Raw genomic sequence first — 24,494 nt, forward strand, 5'->3', positions numbered from 1 at the left:
CCACCACTGCAAACTTTAGCGTCACTTGATACCCAGAGTTTTATTTCGCCGGGCGGCTGCGTCCGGCTTTTTTGTTTTTATTTTCCCCCTGTCCAATCCCCCCGCTTGCCTTGCAAAAAAAACGGGTCTACATGTATAGCTTTCTCCCCGAGCGAAATCAGCCATGCATAACGACGGACGCTTCGACTTCCACAACGCCCTGCGCTACAGCAGCGACGAACTGGCGAACATCCTCAGCCACTGCTTTGAAAACTACATCGTGCGCTTCGTTGTCGACGGGCCGACCTTCGCCGCCCGTTTCGGCGCCGAAGATCTCAGCCTGAACGACAGCCTGATCGTCACACACCGCCATGAACCGGTGGCGGTGGCGCTGATCGCCCGCCGCGGCCGGCACAGCCGGGTCGCGGCCTTTTCCGTGCGCCCGGAGATGCGCGGCCAGGGCCTGGGCAAGACGCTGATGCAGCGGCTGGTGGCAGACGCCCGCCACCGCGGCGACCGGCGGCTGTCGCTGGAAGTGATCGAAGGCAACGACGCCGCGCTGGCGCTGTACCACCGCGCCGGGCTGCGCATCGTGCGCACCCTGACCGGCCATCAGGCGCCGGCGGAAGCGCCGCCAGGCACGGCGGAACTGCAGGCGGTCGATCCGCTGACCGTCAGCCATCGCCTGACGGCGGAAGGCGCCACCAATCTGCCCTGGCTGATCGCCCCCGAATCGCTGTTCAAGCTGCCGGGCAAACCGCAAGCCTATACGCTCAATCGTCAGGCCTACGCCGTGGTGATGCCCGGCGCCGAGCACTGCTGGCTGCGCCTGATCTACGTGCCGCCGCAGCACCGCGGCCAGGGGCATGCGCGCGCCTTGCTGGCCACCCTGCAAACAAGGTTCGCCCCTTTGCCGCTGACTGCCAACGTCGTTGTGCCCGAGGTGGCCGCCCCCTTCTTTACGCATCTTGGCTGGCGGCAGGATCCCCTGCGACAGTTCGAGATGGATATGCTGCTGGACAGCCCACAAGAATAAAACCGAGAGAGATAACGATGGCAGGAAAACAGGCAAGGACACTCACCCTCGGCGCGGCGATTGGCGTCGCGCTGCTGACGTTGGCCGGTTGCGCGCAGCCGCCGCACACCGACGCGCAGGCCCAGCAGCGGCTGGCGGATCAGTCGGTGCTGGCGGTGAACTGGTTCCAACAGTCCGGCGAATACCGCGCGCTGGCGCATCAGGCGTTCAACAGCGCGCAGCGCGCCTTCGATCAGGCCAGGGCCGCGCCGGGCCGTAAAAAGGCGGTGGTGGTCGATCTGGATGAGACCATGCTGGACAACAGCGCCTACTCCGGCTGGCAGGCGCAGCAGGGCCAGCCATACGACGGCGCCACCTGGGCCAAATGGACACAGGCTGAACAGGCCGGCGCGGTGCCGGGCGCGGTGTCGTTCGCCCGCTACGTCAACGCCCATCAGGGCACGATGTTCTACGTGTCGAACCGCAAGCAGAGCGAATACGCCGCCACGGTGGCCAACATGCAGAAGCTCGGTTTCACCGGCATGTCGGAAAAGACCGTGCTGCTCAGCACCGATACCTCCAATAAGCAGGCGCGCTTCGACGCCATCAAACAAGCCGGCTACGACATCGTGGTGTACGCGGGCGACAACCTGAACGACTTCGGCGCCGCGACTTACCACCAGGACAACGCGCAGCGCCGGGCGTTCGTCAGCGAGAACCAGAACAAGTTCGGCACTGAATTCATCGTGCTGCCCAACCCGCTGTACGGCGATTGGGAAAGCGGACTGGCCCGCGACTACAACAAGCTGACGCCGCAGCAGAAGCTGCAGGTACGCCAACAGGCGATCAAAGCCTGGCGCGGGCGCTAAGCCTCACAGCAGTTTGTACATATAGCAGGTGGCTTCCAACGCCCCGCCGTCGCTGGCGCGGGCGTAATGCGGAATGTCGCCCGCCGCCTCGAACCCCAATTGGCGGTACAACCCCTGCGCCGCGCTGCCGCTCAGGGTATCCAGCACCAACAGGCTGCGGCGATGACGCGCCGCCAGCGCCTGCACTTCCTGCATCAACAGCCGCGCGACGCCCTGCCGCCGCGCCTGCGGGTGCACCATCAGTTTGACCACTTCCGCCCGGTGGCGGCCGTTGTCCGGCATCGCCAACAGCAGCTGCACGGTACCGACCGGCCGACCGTTCGCCAGCGCCACCAGCATCGCACGCTCTCCCCGCGCCAGGGCCGGCAGCAGCCCCTGCCAAAATGCCCGCGCCTGCTCCACTGTAAACGGCATGACAAAACCGATGCTGGCGCCGTGCGCCACGCTGGCGTGCAGCATCTCGGCCAAGTCGGCCATGGCGCTTTGCGCCGCGTCGGCGCCCCACTGTTGCAATTCAATCATGGCTATGGCCTGCAGATAACGAGCGTGTAATGAGCCGGCTCATCGCCGGGGACATGGAAACGGGACGCGCCGAACAGGCGGTAGCGCAGGCAGTCACCGGGCGACAGCCGGAAAACGCGCCCTTCCAGCGTCAATTCCAGCTGCCCGGACAGCAACCAGAGGTGATGCTCCAGCGCCGGTATCGACGGCAGGTCGTAATCAATCTGCGCGCCGGCATCGAGCCGGGCTTCGATAAACTCAGCCTTATACAGCGCGGCGGGAGGAGAAACGGAGCGACGGTGGAAACCGCTGGCGCGATCGACCCATACCGGCTGTTGCGGCGGCCGCAACAGCTCCGGCGGTTCGTCTTCGATTTCGCTCAACAGGCGCGACATGGTCAACCCGTAGGCGGCGCACAGCCGGTTCAGCAGCGACGCCGTCGGGCTGGTTTCGGCGCGCTCCACCCGCGAGAGCGTCGCCCGGCTGAGACCGGTGCGCTGCGCCAACTCCTCCAGCGACCACCCCTGCTGCTGGCGCAAATCCGCCAGCCGCTGCGCCAACCTCAGGTCGGCAGTCTCCAAACCGTTATCCATCGCTCACACTCCGCCTTGAAATCCCATATAAGAGAAATAATCTCAAATTAGAGATATGGCAAGCGGATTTTAAAAAATGCCGCGCAGCGCGATGAATATCAGCATGCTCAGCAACACCACCGCCAGCATACTGCGCAGCAAGAACGCCACTATCACCGGCAAACACTATCGAAGAAGGAGGAGCGTTCTAGCACTCGCGCGAGGGCGGGTTTTGTACAAGATTGCCCGTCTCGGCGCCCGGCGGCGCGATCGCCGCGCAGCGCCAGGCGCTGAATACCGCCAGCAGCGGCGCCAGCGCGAACGCCAGGAACAGCCAGCGCGCCGCCGACGCCGCGCCCGCCGCGCCGCCCGGATCGTTCAGCCCCGCCAGATTGGCAATCATCCCGGCCAGCGCCGCACCGAATGCGGTGGCGAACAGCTGCACCGTGGTAATCGAAGCGCCGGCGATATCTTTGTCCGCTTCGGGCGCCACCTGCAAAATGCGCGTCAGCAGGTGCGGCCAGCCGAAGCCGATGCCGAACCCCACCAGCAACAGCGCAATGACGATCGGCGCCAGCGCCTGCCAGTGGCCGCCGGACGGCACCGGCATCAGGATCGCCAGCGCCAGCAGCCCCACCAGCACAAACAGCGGCCCGCTGACGATCGCCCGGCGAATGCCCGCCCCGCGCCAACCTGAGCTGAGGATCTCGGACAGCGTCCAGCCGGCGGCCATGGCGGCGGCAATATAGCCGGAGATCAGCGGCGACTGGCCGTGCAGCAGCTGCAGAAAATAGGGCACGAAGATCTCGCTGGTCATGCCGATCACCAGCAACGCGGTCGTGATGTAGAGCGCCGCCAGCGATGAGCCGCGCCGCAGCGCGCCGTGCGGCAACAGGCGGGCGCGCGAGTGCGCTTCGCGCTTCAGCAGCCAGGCCATCAGCACCAGCGAGAGCGCGATGCCTGCCAGGTTGATCCAGGCGCTGTGCGCCAGACTGCCGGCGGACACCGCCAGCACCGCCACGGTCAGCAACAGCAGCTGCGCGGTCGGCAACGGCGCGGCCGCCTGCTGCGCTTTGCCCTTGGGCAGGATCAGGAAGGTAAATGCGGCGTACAGCGCCATGATCGGCAGCAGAATGCCGAAGGCCCAACGCCAGGCGTTCAGCTCGGCGAAAATGCCGCCCACCGCCGGCCCCACCAGGGTGGCGATGCCCCACATCGCCGAGATGAGCGCCATGGCGCGCGGCCACAATCGCTGCTCGAACACCAGGTTGATCATCGCGTAGGAGAGCGCAAAGATCAGCCCACCGCCGAAGCCCTGCACCGTACGGCCGATCAGCATCACCGGCATGCTCGGCGCCAGCGCGCACAGCGCCGCCCCGGCGATGAAGAACAGCGAAGCCACCAGATAGGCGCTGCGCGCGCCGTAGCCGCTGAGCAGCCGGGCCGACAGCGCGGAACCGAGGATCGACGCCACCACGAACAGCGTGGTGTTCCAGGCGTAGAGATCCAGACCGCCGATATCCTGCACCACCGAGGGCAGAATGGTGGTGGCGACCAGAATATTGATGGCATGCAGCGCCACGCCGAGCGAAAGCGCGATCGCACTGGCCGCATTTTTGCCGGAGAAAAGGTCGCTCCAGCGGCTATCGTCATGGGTTATCACGGTTGTCGTCCTGTTTTCAGAGGAATGGCATTGAGTTGGTCATAAGATTGCGTTAAATTTAACAAGAGTTATCTTGGAATAAGTTAGGGCGAGGCGGAGAAATATGTCAAGAATAAACTTGGAAAATAGCGGCGGCACCGCACAATCGGTCAGTGACCGCTTGCTGACGCTATTGAAAACCCGCGGCCCGCAGCAAGCTTCTGACGCAGGAAAGGTGCTCGGCACCACCGGTGAGGCGGCCCGCCAGCAGTTCGTCAAGCTGGCGAAAGAGGGGCTGGTCGAAGCGGTGGCGGAAACGCGCGGCGTAGGCCGCCCGGTGCAGCTGTGGCATTTGACCTCGGCCGGCAACGCGCGCTTTCCCGACACCCATGCGGATCTGACGGTGCAGCTGCTGCGCACCGTGCGCGACAAGCTTGGCGAACAGGCGCTCGACGTGCTGATCGAGACCCGCGAGCAGGAAAACCGCATCAACTACAAGCAGGCGATGATCGGCGCAGCCGATCTGCAGGAGCGCGTGGCGCGCCTGACCGAAATCCGCTGCCGCGAAGGCTATATGGCCGAATGGCGTCAGGAGGAAGACGGTTCCTATCTGCTGGTGGAAAACCACTGCCCGATCTGCGCCGCCGCCACCGTCTGCCAGGGCTTCTGCCGGGCGGAGCTGAGCATCTTCACCGAAGTGCTGCAGGCGCAGGTGGAGCGCGCCGAACACATTCTGGCCGGCTCGCGCCGCTGCGCCTACCGGATTTCGCTCCTTTAACACTGGTTTTTGCCCACGTTTTCAACCGGTACAGATTATTCTGCTTGTGCATCCCGCACCTTCCCTTCTAAGGTTGAATTAACGCATATTCAGACCAACAGCGGGCCTCGCGCTCGCTCTGGCAAATCCGTCGGCGCCTGGCGCGCAGCGGCAGAGTAACCCCACGGGAGTTGAACGATGAAGAAGCCGCATGCCGGATTCTGGCTGGCGACGCTGGGACTGGGCGTCTGCTGGCTGCTGGCGCTGCTGACTCGCGATCGGCTCAACGGCATCCTGCTGGCCGGCGCGGCGCTGGCGCTGATCTTTACCCCGGCCGCCCGCCGCAAAGGCGCGGCCCTGGCCGCCCTGGGCGGTATCGGCATGGATGGGCTGTGGAGCTACAGCGGCGTGCTGCACTACAGCGGGCAACACGGCCTGCCGCTCTGGACCATCGCGCTGTGGATCGGCTTCGGCTGCTGGTGGTATTGGCTGCTGGACGTGGTCAGAGCGGCCCCCTGGCCGCTAGCGGTGCTGGGCGCCGCCGCCGGCCCCTTCGCCTACGCCGTGTCCTGGAAACTGGACGCCTTGCTGCCCGGCGTGCCGCCGGAGTTCATGCTGCTGCTGCTGGCCGTCGGCTGGTCGATTTACCTGCCGGCCGTCAGCTGGCTGCAGTGGAAGCGGCGGGACAGCTGAACGGCGGGCGGCGGCCGGGAAAAATAATGCCGAAAGCCATTGCTTATCGGTTGCCCGATCGGGTTTACTGAGCGTTCTAATAATAATCACCCCTGCAAAAACATATCCCTATGCTTAGCCAACAAAGCCGTAGCGTCCTGCCGTTGATCGGGGCGTTGTTCACGTTATATATCGTTTGGGGTTCCACCTATTTCGTCATTCGCCTCGGCGTCGCGCAGTGGCCGCCGCTGATGATGGCCGGCATTCGCTTTCTGGTTGCCGGCATCGTGCTGTTCAGTTTCCTGGCCTGGCGCGGCCACGCGCTGCCGACGCCGAAGCAGTGGCTGGCCGCCGGCGCCATCGGCATTCTGCTGCTGGCGGTGGGCAACGGCCTGGTGACGGTGGCGGAGCACCAACACGTGCCGTCCGGCATCGCCGCGGTGATGGTGGCGACGGTGCCGCTGTTCACCCTCTGCTTCAGCCTGCTGTGGGGGATGCGCAACACCAAACTGGAATGGGCCGGCATCGCGCTCGGTCTGGTGGGCATCGTGCTGCTTAATACCGGCAACAACCTGGTGGGCAACCCGACCGGCGCGCTGCTGATTTTGCTGGCGTCGGCCAGCTGGGCCTTCGGGTCGGTACTGGGATCGCGCATCTCGCTGCCGGCCGGGCCGATGGCCGGCGCGGCGGAAATGCTGGTCGCCGGCGTGGTGTTATTGGCAGCCAGTCAGCTGAGCGGCGAGCGTCTGACTCAGATGCCGAGCACCGGCGGCTTTCTGGCGCTGGGCTATCTGATCGTCTTCGGCTCGATGCTGGCGATCAGCGCCTATATGTTCTTGTTGAAGAACGTGCGCCCGGCGGTCGCCACCAGCTACGCCTACGTCAACCCGGTGGTGGCGGTGCTGCTCGGCATCGGCTTTGCCGGCGAATCGCTGGCGCCGCGCGAGTGGCTGGCGCTGGTGATCATCGTGGCGGCGGTGGTGCTGGTGACGCTGGGAAAATACCTGTTCGCCCGCCCGGCCCGCGTGCAGGCCATCGACAGCGAACGGTAGCGATCGCAAAGGGCGGTCTGCGGGCCGCCGTTAAAAACGATTCTTGTTTCACCCGGCGAAGGGGCTATAATTCCCGCTGTTCCAAGCAACCTGCGAAATTATTCCTATGCTGAAAAAAGCGTTCGTCATCGTCATCGCCCTGTGCGCCTTCGGTTCTTTGGGCGGCGTATTCCTCGCCGGGCTGAACATCTACACCCGTTCCACCACCCCGCACGAAGAAAGCGCGCCTGCCGGGGATGCCGCCGCCACGCCGGCGCAAACCGAAACCCTTCAGGCCAAGTGATCGTCCAGCCAGCGCTGGCAGCGCAGCTGTAAAAAGCGCTGCAGCCGCCTGACGCGTTCCGACACCTGCGAGCGATGCGGGCACCAGGCATTTCGAGCAGTTCCTCACCGCGCCATAGCCGCCTTCCCCACGCCGGGGAGAAAAACGACGCGCTGCGCCTGATACAGGCCGACGCGCGGCGGGTTACCTGCTGGCGCTGGAGAAGGGCTTAGTGACCAGCAGCGCGATCGACATCGATGGCGACGCCCCGTTGTAACGGCGGCTAGAGCGCCGTCACGCCCTGCGCGGCGGCCTGCTGTTCCAGCACGGTGATAATCTGGTAGGCCGAACGCGGCACCAGGCTGAAATCGCCGATCAGCAGGCGGTCGCTGACCGCCTCATCCAGCATCGCCCGGGCGCCGGCGCGCAGGATTTCCACCTGTTCCGGCGGCGTACCCGCCGCGGTGATCAGCGGCAGACCGGGCACCGCCGCCGTGCGGCCGATGATTTTCAGCCCCTCCAGCGCCTGCGGCTGCGCGCGGCGCAGCAGTTCCATGCTGATTGAATCGATGGCGGCGATATCCGCCTGCCCGCTGCGGATCAGCTTCAGCGACTGATAATGCGCGCCGGAGGCGATAGCCGCACCGAAGAATTTCCCGTCCTGCGCCAGCGGCGCGATCAGCGCGCGCAGGCCGTTGTAGCCGGATTGGGAATCGGTGCTGTTATAGGCCACCGTCCGGCCGCGAAAATCCGCCAACCGTTCGCCGGAGTCGCCCGCGCGCACCACCAGCCAGCTGCGGTAATTCGGCCCGTCGCACCCCTCAACCCGATAATGGTAGGTGCCGATCAGCTGCACCTGCGGCAGAGTGCTGACCAACGGATAACCGCAGGTTTGGCTGAGCAGCAGATCGTCGCGCCGCCAGTGCTGCGCCAGATCGTCCGGCCAGCTGAGCCGCTCCGGCGCCGCCGGCAGCCCTAGGCGCAGCAGCTTGTCGCGCAATACCTGCCAGAAAGATTCGGCCTGCTCCCGGCCAACGCCGTACATCGGTAGAGACACCTGCATCATTTCCCCCTTACCCCGCCGGAGTGGTCGCCAGCGTCTGCTGACGCCAGGCGGTGAGATAACGCACCCAACGTTCGAACAGCATATCGGTGATAATAGCCAACAATGCCACCACCGCCGCGCCCTGGATCACATAGGCGGTGTTAAAGCCGCTCAGACCGATGATGATCGGCGAGCCGAGGGTCTTGGTGCCGACGGTGGAAGCGATGGCCGCCGTGCCGATGTTAATGATCACCGACGTGCGGATCCCGGCGACGATCACCGGCGCCGCCAGCGGCAATTCGACCCGCCACAGGATTTGCCAGGCGCTCATCCCCACGCCGCGGGCAATCTCGCGCGTGGCGGGCGGCACCGATTCGATGCCCGCCAGCGTGCCCTGCAGGATCGGCAGCAGGCCGTACAGCACCAGCGCAATGATCGCCGGCTGTTCGCTGAAGCCCATTACCGGCACCGCTACCGCCAGCACCGCTACCGGCGGGAAGGTCTGCCCCACCGCCACCACCGTTTCCACCAGCGAACGAAACTCCCGGCCGCTGCGCCGGGTTACCGCCACGCCGGCCGCCACACCGAGAGCCACCGCGATCAGGCTGGAGATTGCCACCAGCGACAGATGCGCCCCCACCAGCGCGATAAAGCTGTCCTGCTGATAAATGGGCCGCTCCAGATCGGGGAACCAGGCGGCGAACAGGCCGCGCAGATGATCCATGCCGAACACCAGCGCCAACAGCAGCGCCAGCGTCCAGGGCAGCGGATCGCGCAGCAGGCGCCAGATGCGCCCGCTCATGACAGCGCCTGCCCGGCGATCAGATCGTTGAAGTGCAACACCCCCAACGCTTCGCCCCGTTCATCCACCACCGGCAGGCAGTCGCTGCCGCGCGCCACAAACACCGACAGCGCCTCGCGCAGGCTCATGGCGGCGGCGATCGGCTCGCCCTCGGCGGCGCCGGGCCGCACTCGCTCCGCCACCGTTCCCAGTGACAGCAGCTTGATGCCGCGATCGCTGCGCCCGAAGAAGTCCCGCACGAAGTCGTTGGCCGGCGCGGTCAGCAGCGCCAGCGGCGTGCCCTGTTGCACCACCCGCCCCTGATCGAGCAGCACCAGGCGATCCGCCAAGCCCAGCGCCTCGTCGATGTCGTGCGTCACCAACACGATAGTGCGGCCGGAGAGCTGATGGATGCGCGCGATCTCCGCCTGCAACGCCGCGCGGGTGACCGGATCCAGCGCGCCGAACGGTTCGTCCATCAGCAACACCTCGGGATCGGCGGCCAGCGCGCGCGCCACCCCTACCCGTTGCTGCTGCCCGCCGGACAGCTGGTGCGGATAGCGACGGCGAAACAGATCCGGCTCCAGATGCAACAGCTCCAGCAGTTCGGTTACCCGATCGCGAATGCGCGCGCGCGGCCATTTCAGCAGCTGCGGCACGGTGGCAATGTTTTCCTCCACCGTCCAGTGCGGAAACAGGCCGATCGATTGGATCGCATAACCCATGCGCCGCCGCAGATCCTGCGGTTTGAACGACTGGATCTCTTCGCCGGCAAAGAGAATCTTGCCCCGATCGTGCTCGATCAGGCGATTGATCATTTTTAACGTCGTGGACTTGCCGGAACCCGAGGTGCCGATCAACACGGTGAATTCGCCCTCGGCGATGTGCAGCGTGAGATCGTCTACCGCCGGCTTGCCCTGAAAAATTTTGCTGACTTGCTCAAAGTGAATCATCGGCGCGATACGTCCAGGATTGAAACCCAAAATTTAAACAGCGAATCGACGATGACCGCCATCATGACCACCGGGATCACCCCCAGCAGAACCAGATCCAGCGCGCTGCTGAGCAGCCCCTGAAAGACGATGGCGCCAAAGCCGCCGGCGCCGATCAGCGCCGCCACCACCGCCATGCCGACGGTTTGCACCGCCAGAATGCGCACGCCGGTCAGGAACAGCGGCAGCGCCAACGGCAGCTGCACGCGCAGGAAGATCTGCCCGCGCGTCAGCCCCATGCCGGTGGCGGATTCGATCACCCCCGCCGGCACGCTTTGCAGCCCCGCCACCACGCTGCGCACCAGCGGCAACAGCGCGTACAGCACCAGCGCCACGATCGCCGGCGCCATGCCGATGCCGCTGACACCGTGTTCTGCCAGCCAGGGCACCGCCGTCGCCAGCCCCGCCAACGGCGCGATCAGCAGTCCAAACAGCGCAATGGACGGCACGGTCTGGATAATGTTCAGCGCGGAGAAAATCGGCCGCTGCCAGCGCTCGGAGCGAAAACACAGCACCCCGAGCGGCACGCCGATCGCCAGCGCCGGCGCCATCGTCGCCAGCAGAATGGTCAGGTGCTGCAGCAGCGCGGCGTCAAACACCTCCTGGCGATTGTGGTACTCCTTCAGCAGCGACAGCTGATCGAGCTGATGCCCGAACAGCAGCAGCGCCGGCGGCACCAGCACCAGCGCGTTGCCCAGCATGCGCCACAGATGCGACGCGGTGATGCGCGCCATGGCGTCGGCGGCGATCAGCAGGCTCAGCGCCATCGTCAGCCAGCATCCGCTGCCCCAGGAGGTGCGCGCCAGGCGCGATCCCTCCTGCGCCAGACGCCCGGCGGCCTGCCCGCTGATCCAGAAGGCCAGCGTCAGCACCCCGCAGGCGGCCAGCGCCGCCAGCAGCGCCCGTCCCCGCGTCGGCGGCAACAGGCTGAGGATCGCCAATGCCGCCAGCGGCAACAGCAGCCACAGCGCCGGGCCGTGCAGCAGGGATAACAAGGAGAGGCTTTTGCCCGACAACAGGCGATTGGGGGCATAACTGAGGAACGGCAGGCCGAACGCGGCCAGCAGCAACAGCATGAACAGCGTCAACAAGACGCGATGTTTTACGGCGATAGTCAAAGAAACGCTCCGGTTCCCTCGGTTTACCCCCTCTCCCGACGGCAGAGGGGGCACCTCGGCATTATCCCTTAACAAACCCTTTCTCTTTCAGGTAAGCGGCCGCCACCTGTTTGGCGTCCTGGCCTTCCACGGCGATCTGCGCGTTGAGTTTTTGCAGCGTCGGCCCGTCCAGCGAGGCGAACACCGGCTTCAGCAGCTCAGGCAGATTGGCGTGCGCCTTCAGGGCCGCTTCGCGCACGATCGGCGCCGGCGCGTAGATCGGCTGTACGCCTTTCGGATCCGCCAGCGTCTGCAGCCCCAGCGCCGCCACCGGGCCATCGGTGCCGTAGGCCATCGCCGCGTTGACGCCGGAGGTCTGCTCCGCCGCCGCCTTGATGGTCACCGCCGTATCGCCGCCGGCCAGGGACAGCAGTTGATCCTGATTCAGCTTGAAGCCGTAGGCATTCTGGAACGCCGGCAGCGCATCCGGCCGCTCGATAAATTCCGCCGAGGCCGCCAGCTTGAACTTGCCGCCGCCGTTGATCCACTTGCCGAGATCCGACAGCGTCTTCAGGTGATTGGCCTCCGCCACGTCCTGGCGAATGGCGATGGTCCAGGTGTTGTTGGCCGGCGCCGCGTCCAACCAGACGATTTTGTTTTTGTCGTAGTCGAGTTGCTTCACCTTCTCGAAACCGGCCTGGGCGTTCTTCCACGCCGGATCTTTCTCATCGGAGAAGAAAAACGCGCCGTTGCCGGTGTATTCCGGATAGATGTCTATCTCGCCGGACGTGATGGCGCCGCGCAGCACCTTGGTGGTGCCGAGCTGCAGCTTGTTGGTGGTCTGGATGCCGTTGGCTTCCAGCACCTGCACGATGATGTTGCCGAGCAGCGAACCTTCGGTGTCGATCTTGGAGCCGACGCGCACCGAGTCGGCCGCCTGCGCCAGACCGCCGGTGGCCAGCAGGGCCAGCGCGACGGCAAAGGAACGTCCGCGTGATAAGGTGATTGCCATACTTTTCCTCTGGTTATACGTTTTCCGGCTCATGGGCCGGTTAGGTTGGAAAATCCTGAGAAACGCGCTTCCAGCGCGCAATAAATTTTTCCGTCGGCAGGGCATCGCCCTCCCCCTGCGGTTCACCGGCGCGCAACGGATGCACGCCGACGTCGATCGGCGTCAGGGCGTAATCGCGCAGCCACTCACCGTAGCCTTGCGCGACAAATCCCTGGCTGCGGCGCTGGTACGCCTCGCGCTCCGCCAGATAGACTTCGCGCAAACCATACCACGGCAGGCCGGGCAGATCGTGATGCACTAAATGGTAGTTCAGATTGAGAAACAGCAGCCGCCACGGCCAACCCGCCTCATTAATAATAGAACGTGCCTGCGGTGCGTCCACGGCGCGATGCTCAAAAAACGATCTTACCTTGGTCAGCGCCAGCGCCGGGTAGCTGATGGCCAGCAGGTAAAACGCCGCGCCGATACCCTGCGCCTGCAGCCAGTCGAGCAGCATCGCCAACAGCGACAGGTGCACCAACCACCTCGCCCAGACGCGCCACTCCCCGGCGGCAAGCGCTTTCACCGCCCCGACCAGGGTCGCGGCGATATCCAGCGCCGGGCCAAGGAGCACCCGGCCTATCAGCGTATTGCGCACGGCGGCCAGCAGCGGCAGCAGCCGGGGATAGCGCCGCCACTGCGCGGCGCTGAAGTAATAGCTTTCGGGATCTTCGTGCGGATCGGTCAGGTGGTCGTTACGGTGGTGGCGCAGATGCGAATCGCGATACAGCCCGAAGGGATACCACACCGCCAGCGGCAACAGGCCGAACAGCTGATTGACGCGCGGCCAGCGCGTCGGATGGCCGTGGATCAGTTCGTGCTGCAACGACATGTACCAGGTGGTCAGCAGGATCAGCAGCGGCGCGCCAAGCCACGGGCCCAGCGTTTGCCACCCCAGCGCCACGCCGAACCAGCCGCCGTACACCGCCGCCATGATCCCCCAGGTGGGCAGCTCCAGCCGCCAATGCCGGCGCCGATAAAGCTGCCTGATTCGTTCGCGCTGTTCGGGGTGTAAATAGTGGGCGTGGGACATGCTGCGGCTCGCGGTAAGAGATTTTCTCCCAGTATCCGTGAGCCGTAGCGGCATTCAAAATAACGAAAATGGCAAAGCTAAGTGAAAATTCAGCGGGTTGCGTACGCGTAAAAGCGAAAAAACGGGCCGCGCAGGCGGCCCGTCGGTCACATCTTCAGGGAACGAAATCGAGCACCACGGCGTTGAACAGCGCATACTCGGTGGCGTTGGCCATCGGCGGAAACTGCGCGCGCTGCACCGCCGCGCTCGCCGCGGCGCACAGTGGCGCGTCACCCCGCACGACCTTGCTGCTAGCCAGCTTGCCGTCCGGCAGCAGCCGAATGCTGACTGTGCAGCGTTGGCCGCGCGCGCGTTCAGGCAAACGCAGCTCGCGGCTCACCGCGTTATGCACCCGCACCGGATAGCTGAGCGGCGCCGTGGCCTGCGCCTCGGCCTGCGGCTGCGGCAACGGGATGCCGGCCTGACGCCCGGCACCGCAGCCGCTTAACAGCAACAGCGCCAACAGGCCTAGTGTCTTTTTCATTCCCTATATCCTTATTGGGTTGTTAATCCTTATATGACGGCGATCACTGCGCCGCCGGGTAAGCCTCGCCGTCATCCGCGTAACGCTGCAGCCGCTCGCGCCACCACTTGGCTGCCAGACCGCTGGCGCTTTCCCGCCAGCCGAAATAGGCAACGTCGCTGCAGCGCTCAGATTCAACGCGTTTCGCCACCAGTTCGCCGCTGTTCAGGTAAGGTTCCGCCAGAGAACGCGGTAGATAGCCGCAGCCCAGCCCGGCCAACTGCGCCTGCAGCTTGGCGTCGAAGCCGAAGACCGTCAGCGTATCCTGTTCTTCCAGCAGGTTCAGGCTCTGCGGCGCGTTGACCCGCGAGGTATCGCGCACCACCACCGCCCGGTGCTGACGGATCTCATCTTTCGGCAACGGTTCCGGCAGCGCCGCCAGCGGATGCTGTGGCGCGACGGCGAACACGTAATCCAACTGCCCCAGGCGGCTGAACGCATAACCCACCCGCGACGGCGGCTCGCAGATGGCGCCGATGATAATGTCGGCGCAGCCGTAAACCAGCGATTCCCAGGAGCCGGCCAGCACCTCGTGGCTGAAACGCAGCCGAGTATGGTGATGCTGCCGATAGAACTCGTCGATCAGCGGCAACAGGCGGGCAAACGGGAAGGAGGCATCGATCCCGAGCGTGATCTCGCTTTCCCAGCCGTTCTCCACGTAGCGCGCCTGCTGCTCCAGATCCTGCGCCGCCCGCAGCAACACCCGCCCTTTTTCCAGCATCAGCTTGCCGGTATCGGTGAACTTCGCCCGGTGGCCGGAGCGGTCCAGCAGGGTGATGTCGAGATCGTTTTCCAGCTTTTGCACCATATAGCTGAGTGCCGAAGGGGTTTTAAACAGTGCGGCGGCCGCGGCGGCGAAAGATCCGTGCCGGTCCAGCGCGTCCAAAATCAGCAGCGCTTCCAGGTTTAATCTCATGCTTTCTCCCGTGTATAAAAAAACTCAACAAGTCGGCAAAAATTCTGCGGTATCTTTGAAATCGCCCTCTGCCTACCATGCGTTTTATCGGCGTTACACTCATCAGATGTTCAACCGAAATATCACTGGGAAGGTAAATTATGTCCAAGTTTCAACTGCTTGATAAAGACAACTCCGCACTGATTTTTATCGACCATCAACCGCAAATGGCCTTCGGCGTGGCTAATATTGATCGTCAGCAACTGAAAAACAACGTTGTTGGTTTGGCGAAGGCGGGCAAGATTTTCAACGTGCCAACCCTTTTCACCTCGGTAGAAACCGAAAGCTTCAGCGGCTATATCTGGCCGGAACTGCTGGCGGTACACCCGGAAATCACCCCGATTGAACGCACCTCGATGAACTCCTGGGAAGACGCGGCCTTCGTTAAAGCCGTGGAAGCCACCGGCCGCAAAAAGCTGGTGATCTCCGCGCTGTGGACCGAAGTGTGCCTGACCTTCCCGGCGCTGATGGCGCTGGAAGCCGGCTATGAAGTGTATGTGGTGACCGACACCTCCGGCGGCACCTCCGTCGATGCGCACGAGCGTTCGATCGATCGCATGGTGCAGGCCGGCGCCGTGCCGGTGACCTGGCAGCAGGTGCTGCTGGAGTACCAGCGCGACTGGGCGCGCAAAGACACCTACGACGCGGTGATGGCGCTGGTGCGCGAACACAGCGGCGCGTACGGCATGGGCGTCGACTACGCTTACACCATGGTGCACCACGCACCGGCCCGCACGCTGAAATAATTCCCCTTGCCCCGGCTCCGCGCCGGGGTATTTTCAGGAGTCGGTTTTATGGCCCATCCGCAGCATGTCACGCTGGTGATCACCCACCGTTTGGCGCCGGGGAACGAGCAGGCCTATGAGGCCTGGCTGAACCGCATCATGCCGGACGCCGCGGGCTTCACCGGCCATTTGGGCGTCAACGTGATTCGCCCTTCCGGCGACGAGCAGGCCTATACGGTGCTGGTCCGCTTCGACAACCTCGACAATCTGTACCGCTGGATCCACTCGCCGCTGCGCAAGCAATACATCGAAGAAGTCACCCCGCTGTTGCTGGAGAGCGACCATATCGAGATCCGCCCCGGCGCGGAGTTCTGGTTTACCCCGCCCAGCCCCGGCGTGCGCCAGCCGCCCCAGTGGAAGCAGTTCATCATCACCCTGCTGGTGATCTTCCCTTCCACCAATCTGGTGCCCTGGTTTTGGGGGCTGGCGCTGCCGCAGCTGAACGGCACGCTGCTCGGCCATTTTCTCAATGACGCCACCGTGGTCGCCCTGGTGGTGTACCTGTGGATGCCTATCGTGACCCGCGTTTTTCATCAATGGCTGACCCGCCGCTAGGCGGTTCGCCGGGAGAATGTTATGAACCACCACGCTTCATTGATCATCACCAACGGCAAGTTTCACACTGTCGATCGCCAAAATCCCACCGCACAGGCGGTCGCCATCCGCGACGGCAAATTTCTGGCGGTCGGCAGCGAAAGCGAAGTCATGCAGCACGCCGGGCCGGAAACCCAGGTGATCGACCTGCACGGCCACACCGCCATTCCGGGCCTGAACGACTCGCACCTGCACCTGATCCGCGGCGGCCTGAACTATAACCTGGAGCTGCGCTGGGAAGGCGTGCCTTCGCTGGCCGACGCGCTGCGCATGTTGAAAGAACAGGCGCTGCGCACACCGAGCCCGCAATGGGTGCGGGTGGTCGGCGGTTGGACCGAATTCCAGTTCGCCGAGCGCCGCATGCCGACGCTCGACGAAATCAACCAGGCGGCGCCGGACACGCCGGTGTTCATTCTGCACCTCTACGATCGCGCGCTGCTCAACCGCGCGGCGCTGAAGGTGGTCGGCTACACCAAAGACACGCCGAACCCGCCGGGCGGCGAGATCCAGCGCGACGCCAACGGCAACCCGACCGGCATGCTGATCGCCAAGCCCAACGCCATGATCCTGTACGCCACGCTGGCGAAAGGGCCGAAGCTGCCGCTGGAGCAGCAGGTCAACTCCACCCGCCAGTTTATGCGCGAGCTGAACCGTCTGGGCCTCACCAGCGCCATCGACGCCGGCGGCGGCTTCCAGAACTACCCGGAGGATTATCAGGTGATCGCCGAGCTGCACGAGAAAAAGCAGCTGACCATTCGCATCGCCTATAACCTGTTCACCCAGCGGCCGAAGCAGGAGCTGGAAGACTTCGAGCTGTGGACCGACATGCTCAAGCCGGGCCAGGGCACCGACTTTTATCGCCACAACGGCGCCGGCGAGATGCTGGTGTTCTCCGCCGCCGACTTCGAAGACTTCCTGCAGCCGCGCCCGGATCTGCCGCCGGGCACCGAGGACGAGCTGGAGCGGGTGGTGCGCCATCTGGTCGAGCACCGCTGGCCGTTCCGCCTGCACGCCACCTATGACGAATCCATCAGCCGCATGCTGGACGTGTTCGAGAAGGTGAACCGCGACATTCCGTTCAACGGGCTGCACTGGCTGTTCGACCACGCCGAAACCATTACCGAGCGCAATATCGAACGGGTCAAGGCTTTGGGCGGCGGCATTGCGGTGCAGCACCGCATGGCATTCCAGGGCGAATATTTCGCTGACCGCTACGGCATCGAAGCCACCAAACATACGCCGCCGGTGGCGAAAATGCTGGCGGCCGAGCTGCCGGTCGGGCTGGGCACCGACGCCACCCGTGTCGCCAGCTACAACCCGTGGACAGCGCTGTACTGGCTGGTCTCCGGCCGCACCGTCGGCGGCATGGCGATGTACGACGACAGCGCGCGGCTGGATCGCGAAACGGCGCTGATGCTGTGGACGCAAGGCAGCGCCTGGTTCTCCTCCGAGCAAGGCAAGAAAGGCCAGATCAAGGTCGGCCAGCTGGCGGATGTGGCGGTGCTGTCGCAGGACTATTTCAGCGTGCCGGAAGAGCAGATCAAAGGCATCGAGTCGGTGATGACGGTGGTGGACGGCAAGGTGGTCTACGCCGCCGGCAGCTTCTCGCCGCTGGCGCCGCCGCCGCTGCCGGTGCTGCCGGAGTGGTCGCCGGTCACCCAGGTGCCGGGCCACTACCGTTCTGCGCCGCCGTCGGCGGCGGCCAAAGTCGGCGTGCTGAGCCAGGCGCACCAATGCTGCGGCCCGTGCGGCGTACACGCGCACCAGCATGACATCGCGCGCCGCTCCAGCATCCCGGTGTCGGATGAAAACGCCTTCTGGGGCGCGTTCGGCTGTTCGTGCTTCTCGTTCTAAGTTGCCAGGCAAACAACTTATTATGTAACTAGCTTAATAAGATATTAAGTTATTAACATGACAAACTAATGGCGCTGCCCACGGGAGAGCGCCATTTCATTTTCAATCGCGGTTGATCTCCAGCCAGCGCCGCTGCTCGGCGGATGCGGCTATCGCATCCAGCACGCAAGACACCTTCCAGCCTTCTTCAAAGTCCGGCCACATGCGATCGCCCGCGGCGATGCCGTTGACCAGATCGCGGATCTCCACCGTCTTCTGATCGTTAAAGCCGATGCCGTGCCCGGCGCTGATGCAGAACGCCGCGTAGTCCGGGTGCTTCGGCCCTACCAACAGCGTTTTGAACCCTTGCCGCTCCGCCGGCTCATCGTGCCGATACAGCTTCAGCTCCGCCATCCGCTCCTGGGTATAGCTCAGCGTGCCCTTGGTGCCGGTGACCACATAGGTCAGCCCCATCTTGCGCCCGCAGGCAATGCGCGAGGTTTCGATAGTGCCCATCGCCCCGCCGGCGAAGCGCAGCAGCGCGCCGGCCTGATCTTCGTTTTCCACCGGCAGCAGGCGCGCCGGGTCTTGCGGATCCGGGCGCTGTTTGATCACCGTTTGCATATCGCCACAGACCGCCACGATGTCGCCCACCAGGTAGTGCGCCATGTTGACGATGTGCGCCGCCAGATCCCCCAGCGCGCCCAGCCCGGCGCTGGCGCGGCGGCAGTGCCAGTCGAGCGGCGTGCGCGGGTCGGCCAGATAATCCTCATTGTGGGTGCCGTAAAAATGCACCACTTCGCCGATTTCGCCGTTGGCGATGATCTCGCGCGCCAGCTGGCTGGTCGGGTTCTTCATGTAGTTGAAACCGACCAGCGTTTTCACGCCCTTGGCGCGGGCGGCCTGCACCATCTCCGCCGCGTCGGCGGCGTCCAGCGCCAGCGGTTTTTCCGAATACACGTGCTTGCCGTGGCGGATCGCCTCCAGCGCCATCTCTTTGTGCAAGAAGTTGGGCGCGCAGATGTCCACCACGTCGATCGCCGGATCGGCCACCAGCTGCCGCCAATCGCCGGTCGAGCGCGCAAAGCCGAACTCGGTTGCGCGCTGCGCCGCCAGCTCGGGCGTCACTTCCGCCAGCATCTCCAGCACCAGCTCCCCTTTCAGAGGAAAGACCGTGGCGGCCTGCGCATAGGCGATGGCGTGACAACGCCCGATATAACCGGTGCCGATTAACCCAACGCGTACCTGTTTCATCATTTTCTCCCGTGATCGAAATCCTGCATAGAACCAGGCGCTGCTCAATGAAACGCGCCGGCTGATAACAGGTTTATATGGAATTTAAATTTCAACAACAAGAAAAAAGGAAAATAAAGTTCACATTCGTGATGCCGTTCATGAAACATTGACGGGATGATGCAACGGGGAAAGCCCGGATACGGCTTGCCGTATCCGGACGAGATAAAATGAACCGTTTATTTCATATCAAGGTAAACCGTTGGCGCCATGCTGCACGTAGCCAGGGCGTTGCAGCAGGCGCTGCTGATAGGCCGCCAGCGCCGCATAATTCGGCCGCTCGAACGGCGTCATCAGCCAGCGATTCAGCGACAGCCCCAGCACCACGTCCGCCAGCGTGAAGGCCGCGCCGGCGGCATAAGGGCCGTGCTGCGCCAAATGCTTGTCCAGCAGCCCCATCAGCCGATTCCACTCACGCTCGGCGGCGGCCAGGCTGGCGGCATCCTGATAATCCGCATGCCCGCGCACCCGCGACATGAACACATAGCGCCAGGCGCCGTTCAGATCGGTGGCCTGCCAGTCCATCCACATCTCCACCGCCGCGCGCGCGCCGGGTTCCTGCGGCAGCAGATCGCGGCGCCCTTCCCGTCCGGCCAGGTAGCGGCAGATGGTGTTCGACTCCCACAGCACCCGCTCGCCGTCGATCAGCACCGGCACCAGGCCGTTGGGATTCAGCGCCAGAAACGCCGGCTCCTGCGTGGAGCGAAAGCCGCTGCCCCAGTCCTCCCGCGCCAGCGGCAACCCCAGCTCCTGGCAGGTCCACAATACCTTGCGCACGTTGATCGATGAGGCTTTGCCCAATAATTTCAGCATTCGCTTTCCTTACCCTCTCCAGAACGGTTTATCGCCTTCGCGCCGCGCATCCGCCCGCGTCAGGCCGATATCCGCCAATTGCCTGTCGTTCAGCAGCAGTAACTCTCTGCGCGTACTGCGGCGCAACAAATACCAACGCCAGCGTGACCAGCCTACCCGTCGCCACGTCGTCATGCCATCAAACAGTGCCATATTGTTATTCTCCCTGCTGTTTTTGCGTTGCAGTCATCATGCTCGCCGGGAGGAAAACAATACAGATTCACGCTGGCGCTATTTTTTTCATACAGCTGCGCCAAAAAAACCGCTGAATGGTTTACTTTGAAAGCATCTGTACCGGTTTTTTAATCCTGCATCCCGATAAGAGGCCTCTGTATGACACGCTACGCCACTCTGGCCGCCATTCTCAGCCAACGCATTCAGCAAGGGCTGTATCCCGCCGGCCATCGCCTGCCTTCGGTGCGCGCGCTGAGCCAGGAGCACGGCGTCAGCATCAGCACGGTGCAGCAAGCCTACCGGCTGCTGGAAGAACAGCGCCTGGTGGAGGCGCGGCCGAAGTCGGGCTACTTCGTGCATACGCGGCGCGCGCAGGCCGAGCTGCCCGCCATGACGGCGCCGGTGCAGCGGCCGGTGGACATTTCGCAATGGGAGCAGGTGCTGGAGCTGGTGCGCAGCAGGCCGCGCGAGGGCCTGATCCAGCTGGGGCGCGGCATGCCGGATATCGCCGAGCCGACGATGAAACCGCTGATCGTCGCCCTGCGCAACGCCGCCCGCCACGGCGATCTGCGCAGCCTGTATTACGACAGCATTCAGGGCGTGGCCGCGCTGCGCGAGCAGGTTGCCCGCCTGCTGCTGGATTCCGGCTGCCAAATCGGCCCCGATCAGTTGCTGATCACCACCGGCTGCCAGGAAGCGATCTCCGCCGGGCTGCGCGCTGTTTGCCAACCCGGCGACATCGTGGCGGTCGATTCGCCCTGCTTCCACGGCACCATGCAGACACTGAAGGGCCTGGGCATCAAGGCACTGGAAATCCCCACCGATCCGCTCACCGGCGTCAGCCTGGCGGCGCTGGAGATGGCGCTGGAACAGTGGCCGATCAAAGCGATTCTGCTGACGCCCAACTGCAACAATCCGCTGGGCTACATCATGCCCGACGCCCACAAACAGCGGTTGCTGACGCTGGCGCAGCGCCACGACGCGGCGATCATCGAGGACGACGTCTACGGCGACATCGCCTATCACTACCCGCGGCCGCGCACCATCAAGTCGTTCGACGAAGACGGCCGCGTGCTGCTGTGCAGCTCGTTTTCCAAAACGCTGGCGCCGGGGCTGCGGGTGGGCTGGATCGCGCCCGGCCGCTACCTGGAACGGGTGCTGCACATGAAGTTCATCGGCTCCGGCGCCACCGCCACCCAGCCGCAGCTGGCGATCGCCGAATTTATCCGCGGCGGGCACTATCTGCAGCACCTGCGGCGCATGCGCGCCCGCTACCAGCAGAACCGCGATCGCATGACCGACCTTATCCTGAAACACTTCCCGGCCGGCACCCGCGTCAGCCGGCCGCGCGGCGGCTTTATGCTGTGGATCGAACTGGACGAGGCGTTCGACACCCTGCGGCTGAACCGCCATCTCGAGCAGCAGGGCGTGCAGATCGCCGTCGGCAGCATCTTTTCCGCCGCCGGCAAATACCGCAACTGCCTGCGCATCAACTATGCGCCGAAGCTGACGGCGGAGATCGAACAGGCGGTGCAGCGGGTCGGCGCCACCATCCAGGCACTGATGCCGAGCGGCGTGCTGCAACCTCAGGCGGACTGAAGCCAATACTCCGCCACCCGGCGGCGCAGATGCCCGATGCCCTGCGGGTGGTGAATAAACTGCTCTACCGGCATCATTCGCCAGCGCTGCCCTTCATCGCCAAAGCGAATGGCGGCGATCTGCGCCGGGATGATCACCCCGGCCATAAACCAGGTCGGCGGGTAGCCGGGCTGAATACCGTCGTAACGCCGCTGCCAGACAACCTGGCGTTCGGCGAGCAACACCCCGAACTCTTCCTGCGTTTCCCGCAGCACGCACTGCAGCGGCGTCTCGCCGTTTTCCCGCCCGCCGCCGGGCAGATCCCACATCCCGGGCCACGGAATGCCCGGCTTGTCGTCCCGTTGGTAAACCAGCAGGCGGCCGTCGCACAGCAGCGCGATCTTGGCCCCGCCAAACGCCCGATCCGTCATGTTTTCCGTCTCCCGCCCATACCGTTGCCTGAACATCATACTCCATCCCGGCACGGCCTGGTGTATAGTGAAAATCCGTTTTCACAACAGGCGAACAATACGATGAATTCTCCGTTTCTGGTGACCCCTCAATGGCTTGCGCAACATATCAACGATGAAAATCTGGTGGTGATCGACGTCCGGATGTCGCCGGTGGGGCTGACGCCGAAGAAAGATATGCTTGCCGAGTTCGAACGCGGCCATATCCCCGGCGCGGTCTATTTCGATATCGACGAGGTGGCGGACAAAAGCACCGCACTGCCGCATATGCTGCCGACGGCGGCGGAATTCGCCGCGGCGGCGGGCCAATTGGGCATCAGCGAACGCGATACCCTGGTGATTTACGACGAGGGCAACCAGTTCTCCGCGCCGCGCGGCTGGTGGACTTTCCGCAATTTCGGCGCCGAGCGCGTTTACGTGCTGGACGAAGGGCTGAACGGCTGGATCGCGCAGGGCCAGGCGCTGGCAACCGGCCCGGCGCAGCCTGCCCCGCAGACGTTCAACGCCCGGTTCAACGCCGACGCGGTGGTGGATATGCGGCAAGTGGAGCAGGCGTTAGGCACGCCGGTGCAAATTCTCGACGCGCGCGCCGCGCCGCGCTTTTATGCCGAAGCGCCGGAGCCGCGCCCCGGCCTGCACCGCGGCCATATTCCCGGCAGCATCAACATTCCGTACGGCGAGCTGCTGGAAAACGGCCGCTTCAAATCGCTGGAGGCGCTGCGCCAAACCTTCAACGACAAGGGGGTGGATATCAACGGCCCGATCATCACCAGCTGCGGCTCCGGCGTGACGGCGGCGGTGCTGGCGTTCGGCCTGCTGTCGCTCGGCGCGCCGCAGGTCAAGCTGTATGACGGCGCCTGGAGCGAATGGGGCCAGCTGAGCAGCAAGCAGCCGATCGCCCAAGATTAAGTTTCGATCCGCTCGACCACGATCTGCGCCAGCCGCTGCACGGCGGCCGAAGGCTGATCCTCGGCGCGGTGCAGCACCACGCCGAGCTGGCCGAGAGCGGGCAGCAGATCGGGGGCCAGCGGCGCCAGGCCGGGCGGCAAACCCGCCGCCGTGCGCACCGTGACGCCCAATCCGGCGCTCACCGCCGCCCACACGCCGTTCAGGCTGCGGCTGGTAAAGGCGATGCGCCAGGGTATGCCGGCGCGATCCAGCGCCTGCGTCGCCGCGCTGCGCATCAGGCAAGGCGCGTCAAACATCACCAACGGCAACGGCTCATCCCCTTCTCGCCAGGGCGCCAGCGCGAAGCCGGGCGAGGCGATCCAGTGCAGCTGCCGCTGCCCCAGCGCCTGATGAAACGGCGTGCTCAAACCGCCATCCCACGCCAGCGACAGATCCAGTTGGCCTTTCAACACCCAGTCGATCAGCTCGGCATTGCGCGCGATGCGCGCCTCGATGCGCACCTTCGGATTGGCGCGCGCGAAGCTGCCCAACACCTGCGGCAGAAACGTCTCGCCGAAATCCTCCTGCAGCCCCAGCCGCACCGTGCCCTGCAAATCCAACCCGCGCACCGCGGCGGCGGCTTCGTCATTGAGCTCCAGCAGGCGGCGCGCGTAACCGAGCAGCGTTTCCCCCGCCTCGGTCATCACCATGCCGCGCCCGGCCTTGCGCAGGATCGGCGCGCCGACCTGCTGTTCCAGCTTTTTCAGGTGAGCGCTGACCGCCGACGTCGAACGCCCCAGCCGTTCAGCCGCCTTGGCGAAGCTGCCCAGCTCGACGCCGGTGACGAAGCTGCGCAAATCCTCGAGATCGAACGTTATTCGCCTCATGCTGACCATCCTGATTTTCTGAACCATCGATAAAAATAATACCGATTTTACTGATAAAGATGGCGTGTCACGCTCTCCCGGTCAACGTCTTTGCGGAGAATCCTTATGCTCGCGATGCACGCAGCCCGCCAAGTGGCGGTTAGTGCGGCTGGATTTATGGCGTGAACCACCGCAGGTGCAGCCGCACAACGGCCATCTGTCCGCCCCCTTTGACCACACTGCGCCGCGGGTTGACAGCCAAACTTGATATTGATAATCATTATCAACATTGAACATTCACTTGCGGCTCGCGGGATGCGGGCC

At 64.3% G+C, this 24,494-nt stretch carries 27 protein-coding genes and 2 pseudogenes; 12 read left to right on the forward strand and 17 right to left on the reverse strand.

What is annotated here, in order from left to right:
- The first annotated feature begins 163 nt into the window (after positions 1–163).
- Positions 164–1,015, forward strand: a complete 852-nt coding sequence (locus ABTW55_RS04630) for a GNAT family N-acetyltransferase (RefSeq protein WP_350429239.1) — start codon at positions 164–166, stop codon at positions 1,013–1,015.
- Between the two features lie 17 nt (positions 1,016–1,032).
- Positions 1,033–1,863, forward strand: coding sequence for a 5'-nucleotidase, lipoprotein e(P4) family (locus tag ABTW55_RS04635; protein WP_049233841.1), 831 nt, complete (start codon positions 1,033–1,035; stop codon positions 1,861–1,863).
- Between the two features lie 3 nt (positions 1,864–1,866).
- Here ABTW55_RS04635 and ABTW55_RS04640 read toward each other — a convergent pair whose 3' ends face one another.
- The 3 genes from ABTW55_RS04640 to ABTW55_RS04650 form a co-directional block, all read right to left on the reverse strand.
- Positions 1,867–2,385: a GNAT family N-acetyltransferase gene (locus tag ABTW55_RS04640; protein WP_060425332.1), complete on the reverse strand. Its 519-nt coding sequence runs from the start codon at positions 2,383–2,385 to the stop codon at positions 1,867–1,869.
- A gap of 2 nt (positions 2,386–2,387) precedes the next feature.
- Positions 2,388–2,957 carry a helix-turn-helix domain-containing protein gene (locus ABTW55_RS04645; RefSeq protein WP_033646915.1) on the reverse strand — a complete coding sequence of 190 codons (570 nt, stop codon included), beginning with the start codon at positions 2,955–2,957 and terminating at the stop codon, positions 2,388–2,390.
- Positions 2,958–3,144: 187 nt separating this feature from the next.
- Positions 3,145–4,599 carry an MFS transporter gene (locus ABTW55_RS04650; RefSeq protein WP_033646916.1) on the reverse strand — a complete coding sequence of 485 codons (1,455 nt, stop codon included), beginning with the start codon at positions 4,597–4,599 and terminating at the stop codon, positions 3,145–3,147.
- A gap of 103 nt (positions 4,600–4,702) precedes the next feature.
- Between ABTW55_RS04650 and ABTW55_RS04655 the strand changes: the two genes are divergently transcribed.
- The 4 genes from ABTW55_RS04655 to ABTW55_RS04670 all read left to right on the forward strand — a co-directional run bounded on the left by ABTW55_RS04655 (position 4,703) and on the right by ABTW55_RS04670 (position 7,342).
- Entirely contained in the window at positions 4,703–5,356 is a 654-nt protein-coding gene (locus ABTW55_RS04655) for a metalloregulator ArsR/SmtB family transcription factor (RefSeq protein ID WP_033637630.1), read from the forward strand.
- Positions 5,357–5,533: 177 nt separating this feature from the next.
- Positions 5,534–6,028, forward strand: coding sequence for a DUF2878 domain-containing protein (locus ABTW55_RS04660; RefSeq protein ID WP_033646919.1), 495 nt, complete (start codon positions 5,534–5,536; stop codon positions 6,026–6,028).
- Between the two features lie 110 nt (positions 6,029–6,138).
- Positions 6,139–7,059 carry a drug/metabolite exporter YedA gene (yedA, locus tag ABTW55_RS04665; RefSeq protein ID WP_033646923.1) on the forward strand — a complete coding sequence of 307 codons (921 nt, stop codon included), beginning with the start codon at positions 6,139–6,141 and terminating at the stop codon, positions 7,057–7,059.
- Positions 7,060–7,165: 106 nt separating this feature from the next.
- Entirely contained in the window at positions 7,166–7,342 is a 177-nt protein-coding gene (locus tag ABTW55_RS04670) for a hypothetical protein (RefSeq protein ID WP_016928550.1), read from the forward strand.
- Here ABTW55_RS04670 and ABTW55_RS04675 read toward each other — a convergent pair.
- The 9 genes and pseudogenes from ABTW55_RS04675 to ABTW55_RS04715 form a co-directional block, all read right to left on the reverse strand.
- Positions 7,330–7,434, reverse strand: a pseudogene (locus ABTW55_RS04675) (LysR family transcriptional regulator); the annotation flags it as partial. The gene ABTW55_RS04670 and the pseudogene ABTW55_RS04675 overlap by 13 nt on opposite strands.
- A gap of 170 nt (positions 7,435–7,604) precedes the next feature.
- Entirely contained in the window at positions 7,605–8,366 is a 762-nt protein-coding gene (locus tag ABTW55_RS04680; protein ID WP_080431143.1) for a phosphate/phosphite/phosphonate ABC transporter substrate-binding protein, read from the reverse strand.
- Between the two features lie 28 nt (positions 8,367–8,394).
- A complete protein-coding gene (locus tag ABTW55_RS04685) occupies positions 8,395–9,168 on the reverse strand; it encodes an ABC transporter permease (RefSeq protein ID WP_033637624.1) in 774 nt (257 codons plus the stop codon).
- Positions 9,165–10,100 (reverse strand): ABC transporter ATP-binding protein, encoded by a 936-nt coding sequence (locus tag ABTW55_RS04690; protein WP_033637623.1) that lies wholly within the window; start codon positions 10,098–10,100, stop codon positions 9,165–9,167. The genes ABTW55_RS04685 and ABTW55_RS04690 overlap by 4 nt, the downstream gene beginning before the upstream one ends.
- Positions 10,097–11,257, reverse strand: coding sequence for an ABC transporter permease (locus ABTW55_RS04695; RefSeq protein WP_043146959.1), 1,161 nt, complete (start codon positions 11,255–11,257; stop codon positions 10,097–10,099). Before ABTW55_RS04695 ends, ABTW55_RS04690 begins: the two co-directional genes overlap by 4 nt.
- A gap of 61 nt (positions 11,258–11,318) precedes the next feature.
- Positions 11,319–12,248: an ABC transporter substrate-binding protein gene (locus tag ABTW55_RS04700; protein WP_033637621.1), complete on the reverse strand. Its 930-nt coding sequence runs from the start codon at positions 12,246–12,248 to the stop codon at positions 11,319–11,321.
- A gap of 40 nt (positions 12,249–12,288) precedes the next feature.
- Positions 12,289–13,320 carry a fatty acid desaturase gene (locus tag ABTW55_RS04705; RefSeq protein WP_060419989.1) on the reverse strand — a complete coding sequence of 344 codons (1,032 nt, stop codon included), beginning with the start codon at positions 13,318–13,320 and terminating at the stop codon, positions 12,289–12,291.
- A gap of 154 nt (positions 13,321–13,474) precedes the next feature.
- A complete protein-coding gene (locus ABTW55_RS04710; RefSeq protein ID WP_060419992.1) occupies positions 13,475–13,843 on the reverse strand; it encodes a cell envelope integrity TolA C-terminal domain-containing protein in 369 nt (122 codons plus the stop codon).
- 43 nt (positions 13,844–13,886) lie between these two features.
- Positions 13,887–14,798: a LysR substrate-binding domain-containing protein gene (locus ABTW55_RS04715; protein ID WP_033646934.1), complete on the reverse strand. Its 912-nt coding sequence runs from the start codon at positions 14,796–14,798 to the stop codon at positions 13,887–13,889.
- Between the two features lie 140 nt (positions 14,799–14,938).
- On the opposite strand from ABTW55_RS04715, the gene ABTW55_RS04720 reads away from it, so the two are divergent.
- The 3 genes from ABTW55_RS04720 to ABTW55_RS04730 are packed head-to-tail and all read left to right on the forward strand — an operon-like array spanning position 14,939 to position 18,070.
- Complete coding sequence (locus ABTW55_RS04720) at positions 14,939–15,583, forward strand: hydrolase (protein WP_033637618.1); 645 nt, start codon at positions 14,939–14,941, stop codon at positions 15,581–15,583.
- A 48-nt stretch (positions 15,584–15,631) separates the two neighbouring features.
- Entirely contained in the window at positions 15,632–16,177 is a 546-nt protein-coding gene (locus ABTW55_RS04725; protein WP_033637617.1) for an antibiotic biosynthesis monooxygenase, read from the forward strand.
- 21 nt (positions 16,178–16,198) lie between these two features.
- Complete coding sequence (locus ABTW55_RS04730; RefSeq protein ID WP_060419995.1) at positions 16,199–18,070, forward strand: amidohydrolase; 1,872 nt, start codon at positions 16,199–16,201, stop codon at positions 18,068–18,070.
- Positions 18,071–18,172: 102 nt separating this feature from the next.
- On the opposite strand, the gene ABTW55_RS04735 is transcribed toward ABTW55_RS04730, so the two are convergent.
- The 3 genes from ABTW55_RS04735 to ABTW55_RS04745 form a co-directional block, all read right to left on the reverse strand.
- Positions 18,173–19,303 carry a Gfo/Idh/MocA family protein gene (locus ABTW55_RS04735; RefSeq protein ID WP_041034068.1) on the reverse strand — a complete coding sequence of 377 codons (1,131 nt, stop codon included), beginning with the start codon at positions 19,301–19,303 and terminating at the stop codon, positions 18,173–18,175.
- 228 nt (positions 19,304–19,531) lie between these two features.
- A complete protein-coding gene (locus ABTW55_RS04740; RefSeq protein ID WP_033646945.1) occupies positions 19,532–20,155 on the reverse strand; it encodes a glutathione S-transferase family protein in 624 nt (207 codons plus the stop codon).
- 9 nt (positions 20,156–20,164) lie between these two features.
- The gene (locus ABTW55_RS04745; protein WP_033637613.1) at positions 20,165–20,347 is read right to left on the reverse strand and encodes a DUF1127 domain-containing protein; all 183 of its coding nucleotides are present in this window, start codon (positions 20,345–20,347) and stop codon (positions 20,165–20,167) included.
- A 180-nt stretch (positions 20,348–20,527) separates the two neighbouring features.
- On the opposite strand from ABTW55_RS04745, the gene ABTW55_RS04750 reads away from it, so the two are divergent.
- The gene (locus ABTW55_RS04750; protein ID WP_033646949.1) at positions 20,528–21,967 is read left to right on the forward strand and encodes a PLP-dependent aminotransferase family protein; all 1,440 of its coding nucleotides are present in this window, start codon (positions 20,528–20,530) and stop codon (positions 21,965–21,967) included.
- Here the strand turns inward: ABTW55_RS04750 and ABTW55_RS04755 are convergent.
- Entirely contained in the window at positions 21,955–22,377 is a 423-nt protein-coding gene (locus tag ABTW55_RS04755) for an NUDIX hydrolase (RefSeq protein WP_060419998.1), read from the reverse strand. The two genes, ABTW55_RS04750 and ABTW55_RS04755, sit on opposite strands and share 13 nt — an antisense overlap.
- A gap of 102 nt (positions 22,378–22,479) precedes the next feature.
- On the opposite strand from ABTW55_RS04755, the gene sseA reads away from it, so the two are divergent.
- Positions 22,480–23,325, forward strand: coding sequence for a 3-mercaptopyruvate sulfurtransferase (sseA, locus tag ABTW55_RS04760; RefSeq protein WP_060420002.1), 846 nt, complete (start codon positions 22,480–22,482; stop codon positions 23,323–23,325).
- Here sseA and ABTW55_RS04765 read toward each other — a convergent pair.
- The gene (locus tag ABTW55_RS04765; RefSeq protein ID WP_049233835.1) at positions 23,322–24,191 is read right to left on the reverse strand and encodes a LysR substrate-binding domain-containing protein; all 870 of its coding nucleotides are present in this window, start codon (positions 24,189–24,191) and stop codon (positions 23,322–23,324) included. The genes sseA and ABTW55_RS04765 overlap by 4 nt on opposite strands.
- A 124-nt stretch (positions 24,192–24,315) precedes the next feature.
- Between ABTW55_RS04765 and ABTW55_RS04770 the strand changes: the two are divergent.
- Positions 24,316–24,438: pseudogene (locus ABTW55_RS04770) on the forward strand (DUF4865 domain-containing protein); the annotation flags it as partial.
- Positions 24,439–24,494 lie beyond the last annotated feature (56 nt).

This window comes from Serratia sp. SM04, from assembly GCF_040280225.1.
Classification (GTDB): Bacteria; Pseudomonadota; Gammaproteobacteria; order Enterobacterales; family Enterobacteriaceae; genus Serratia; species Serratia sarumanii.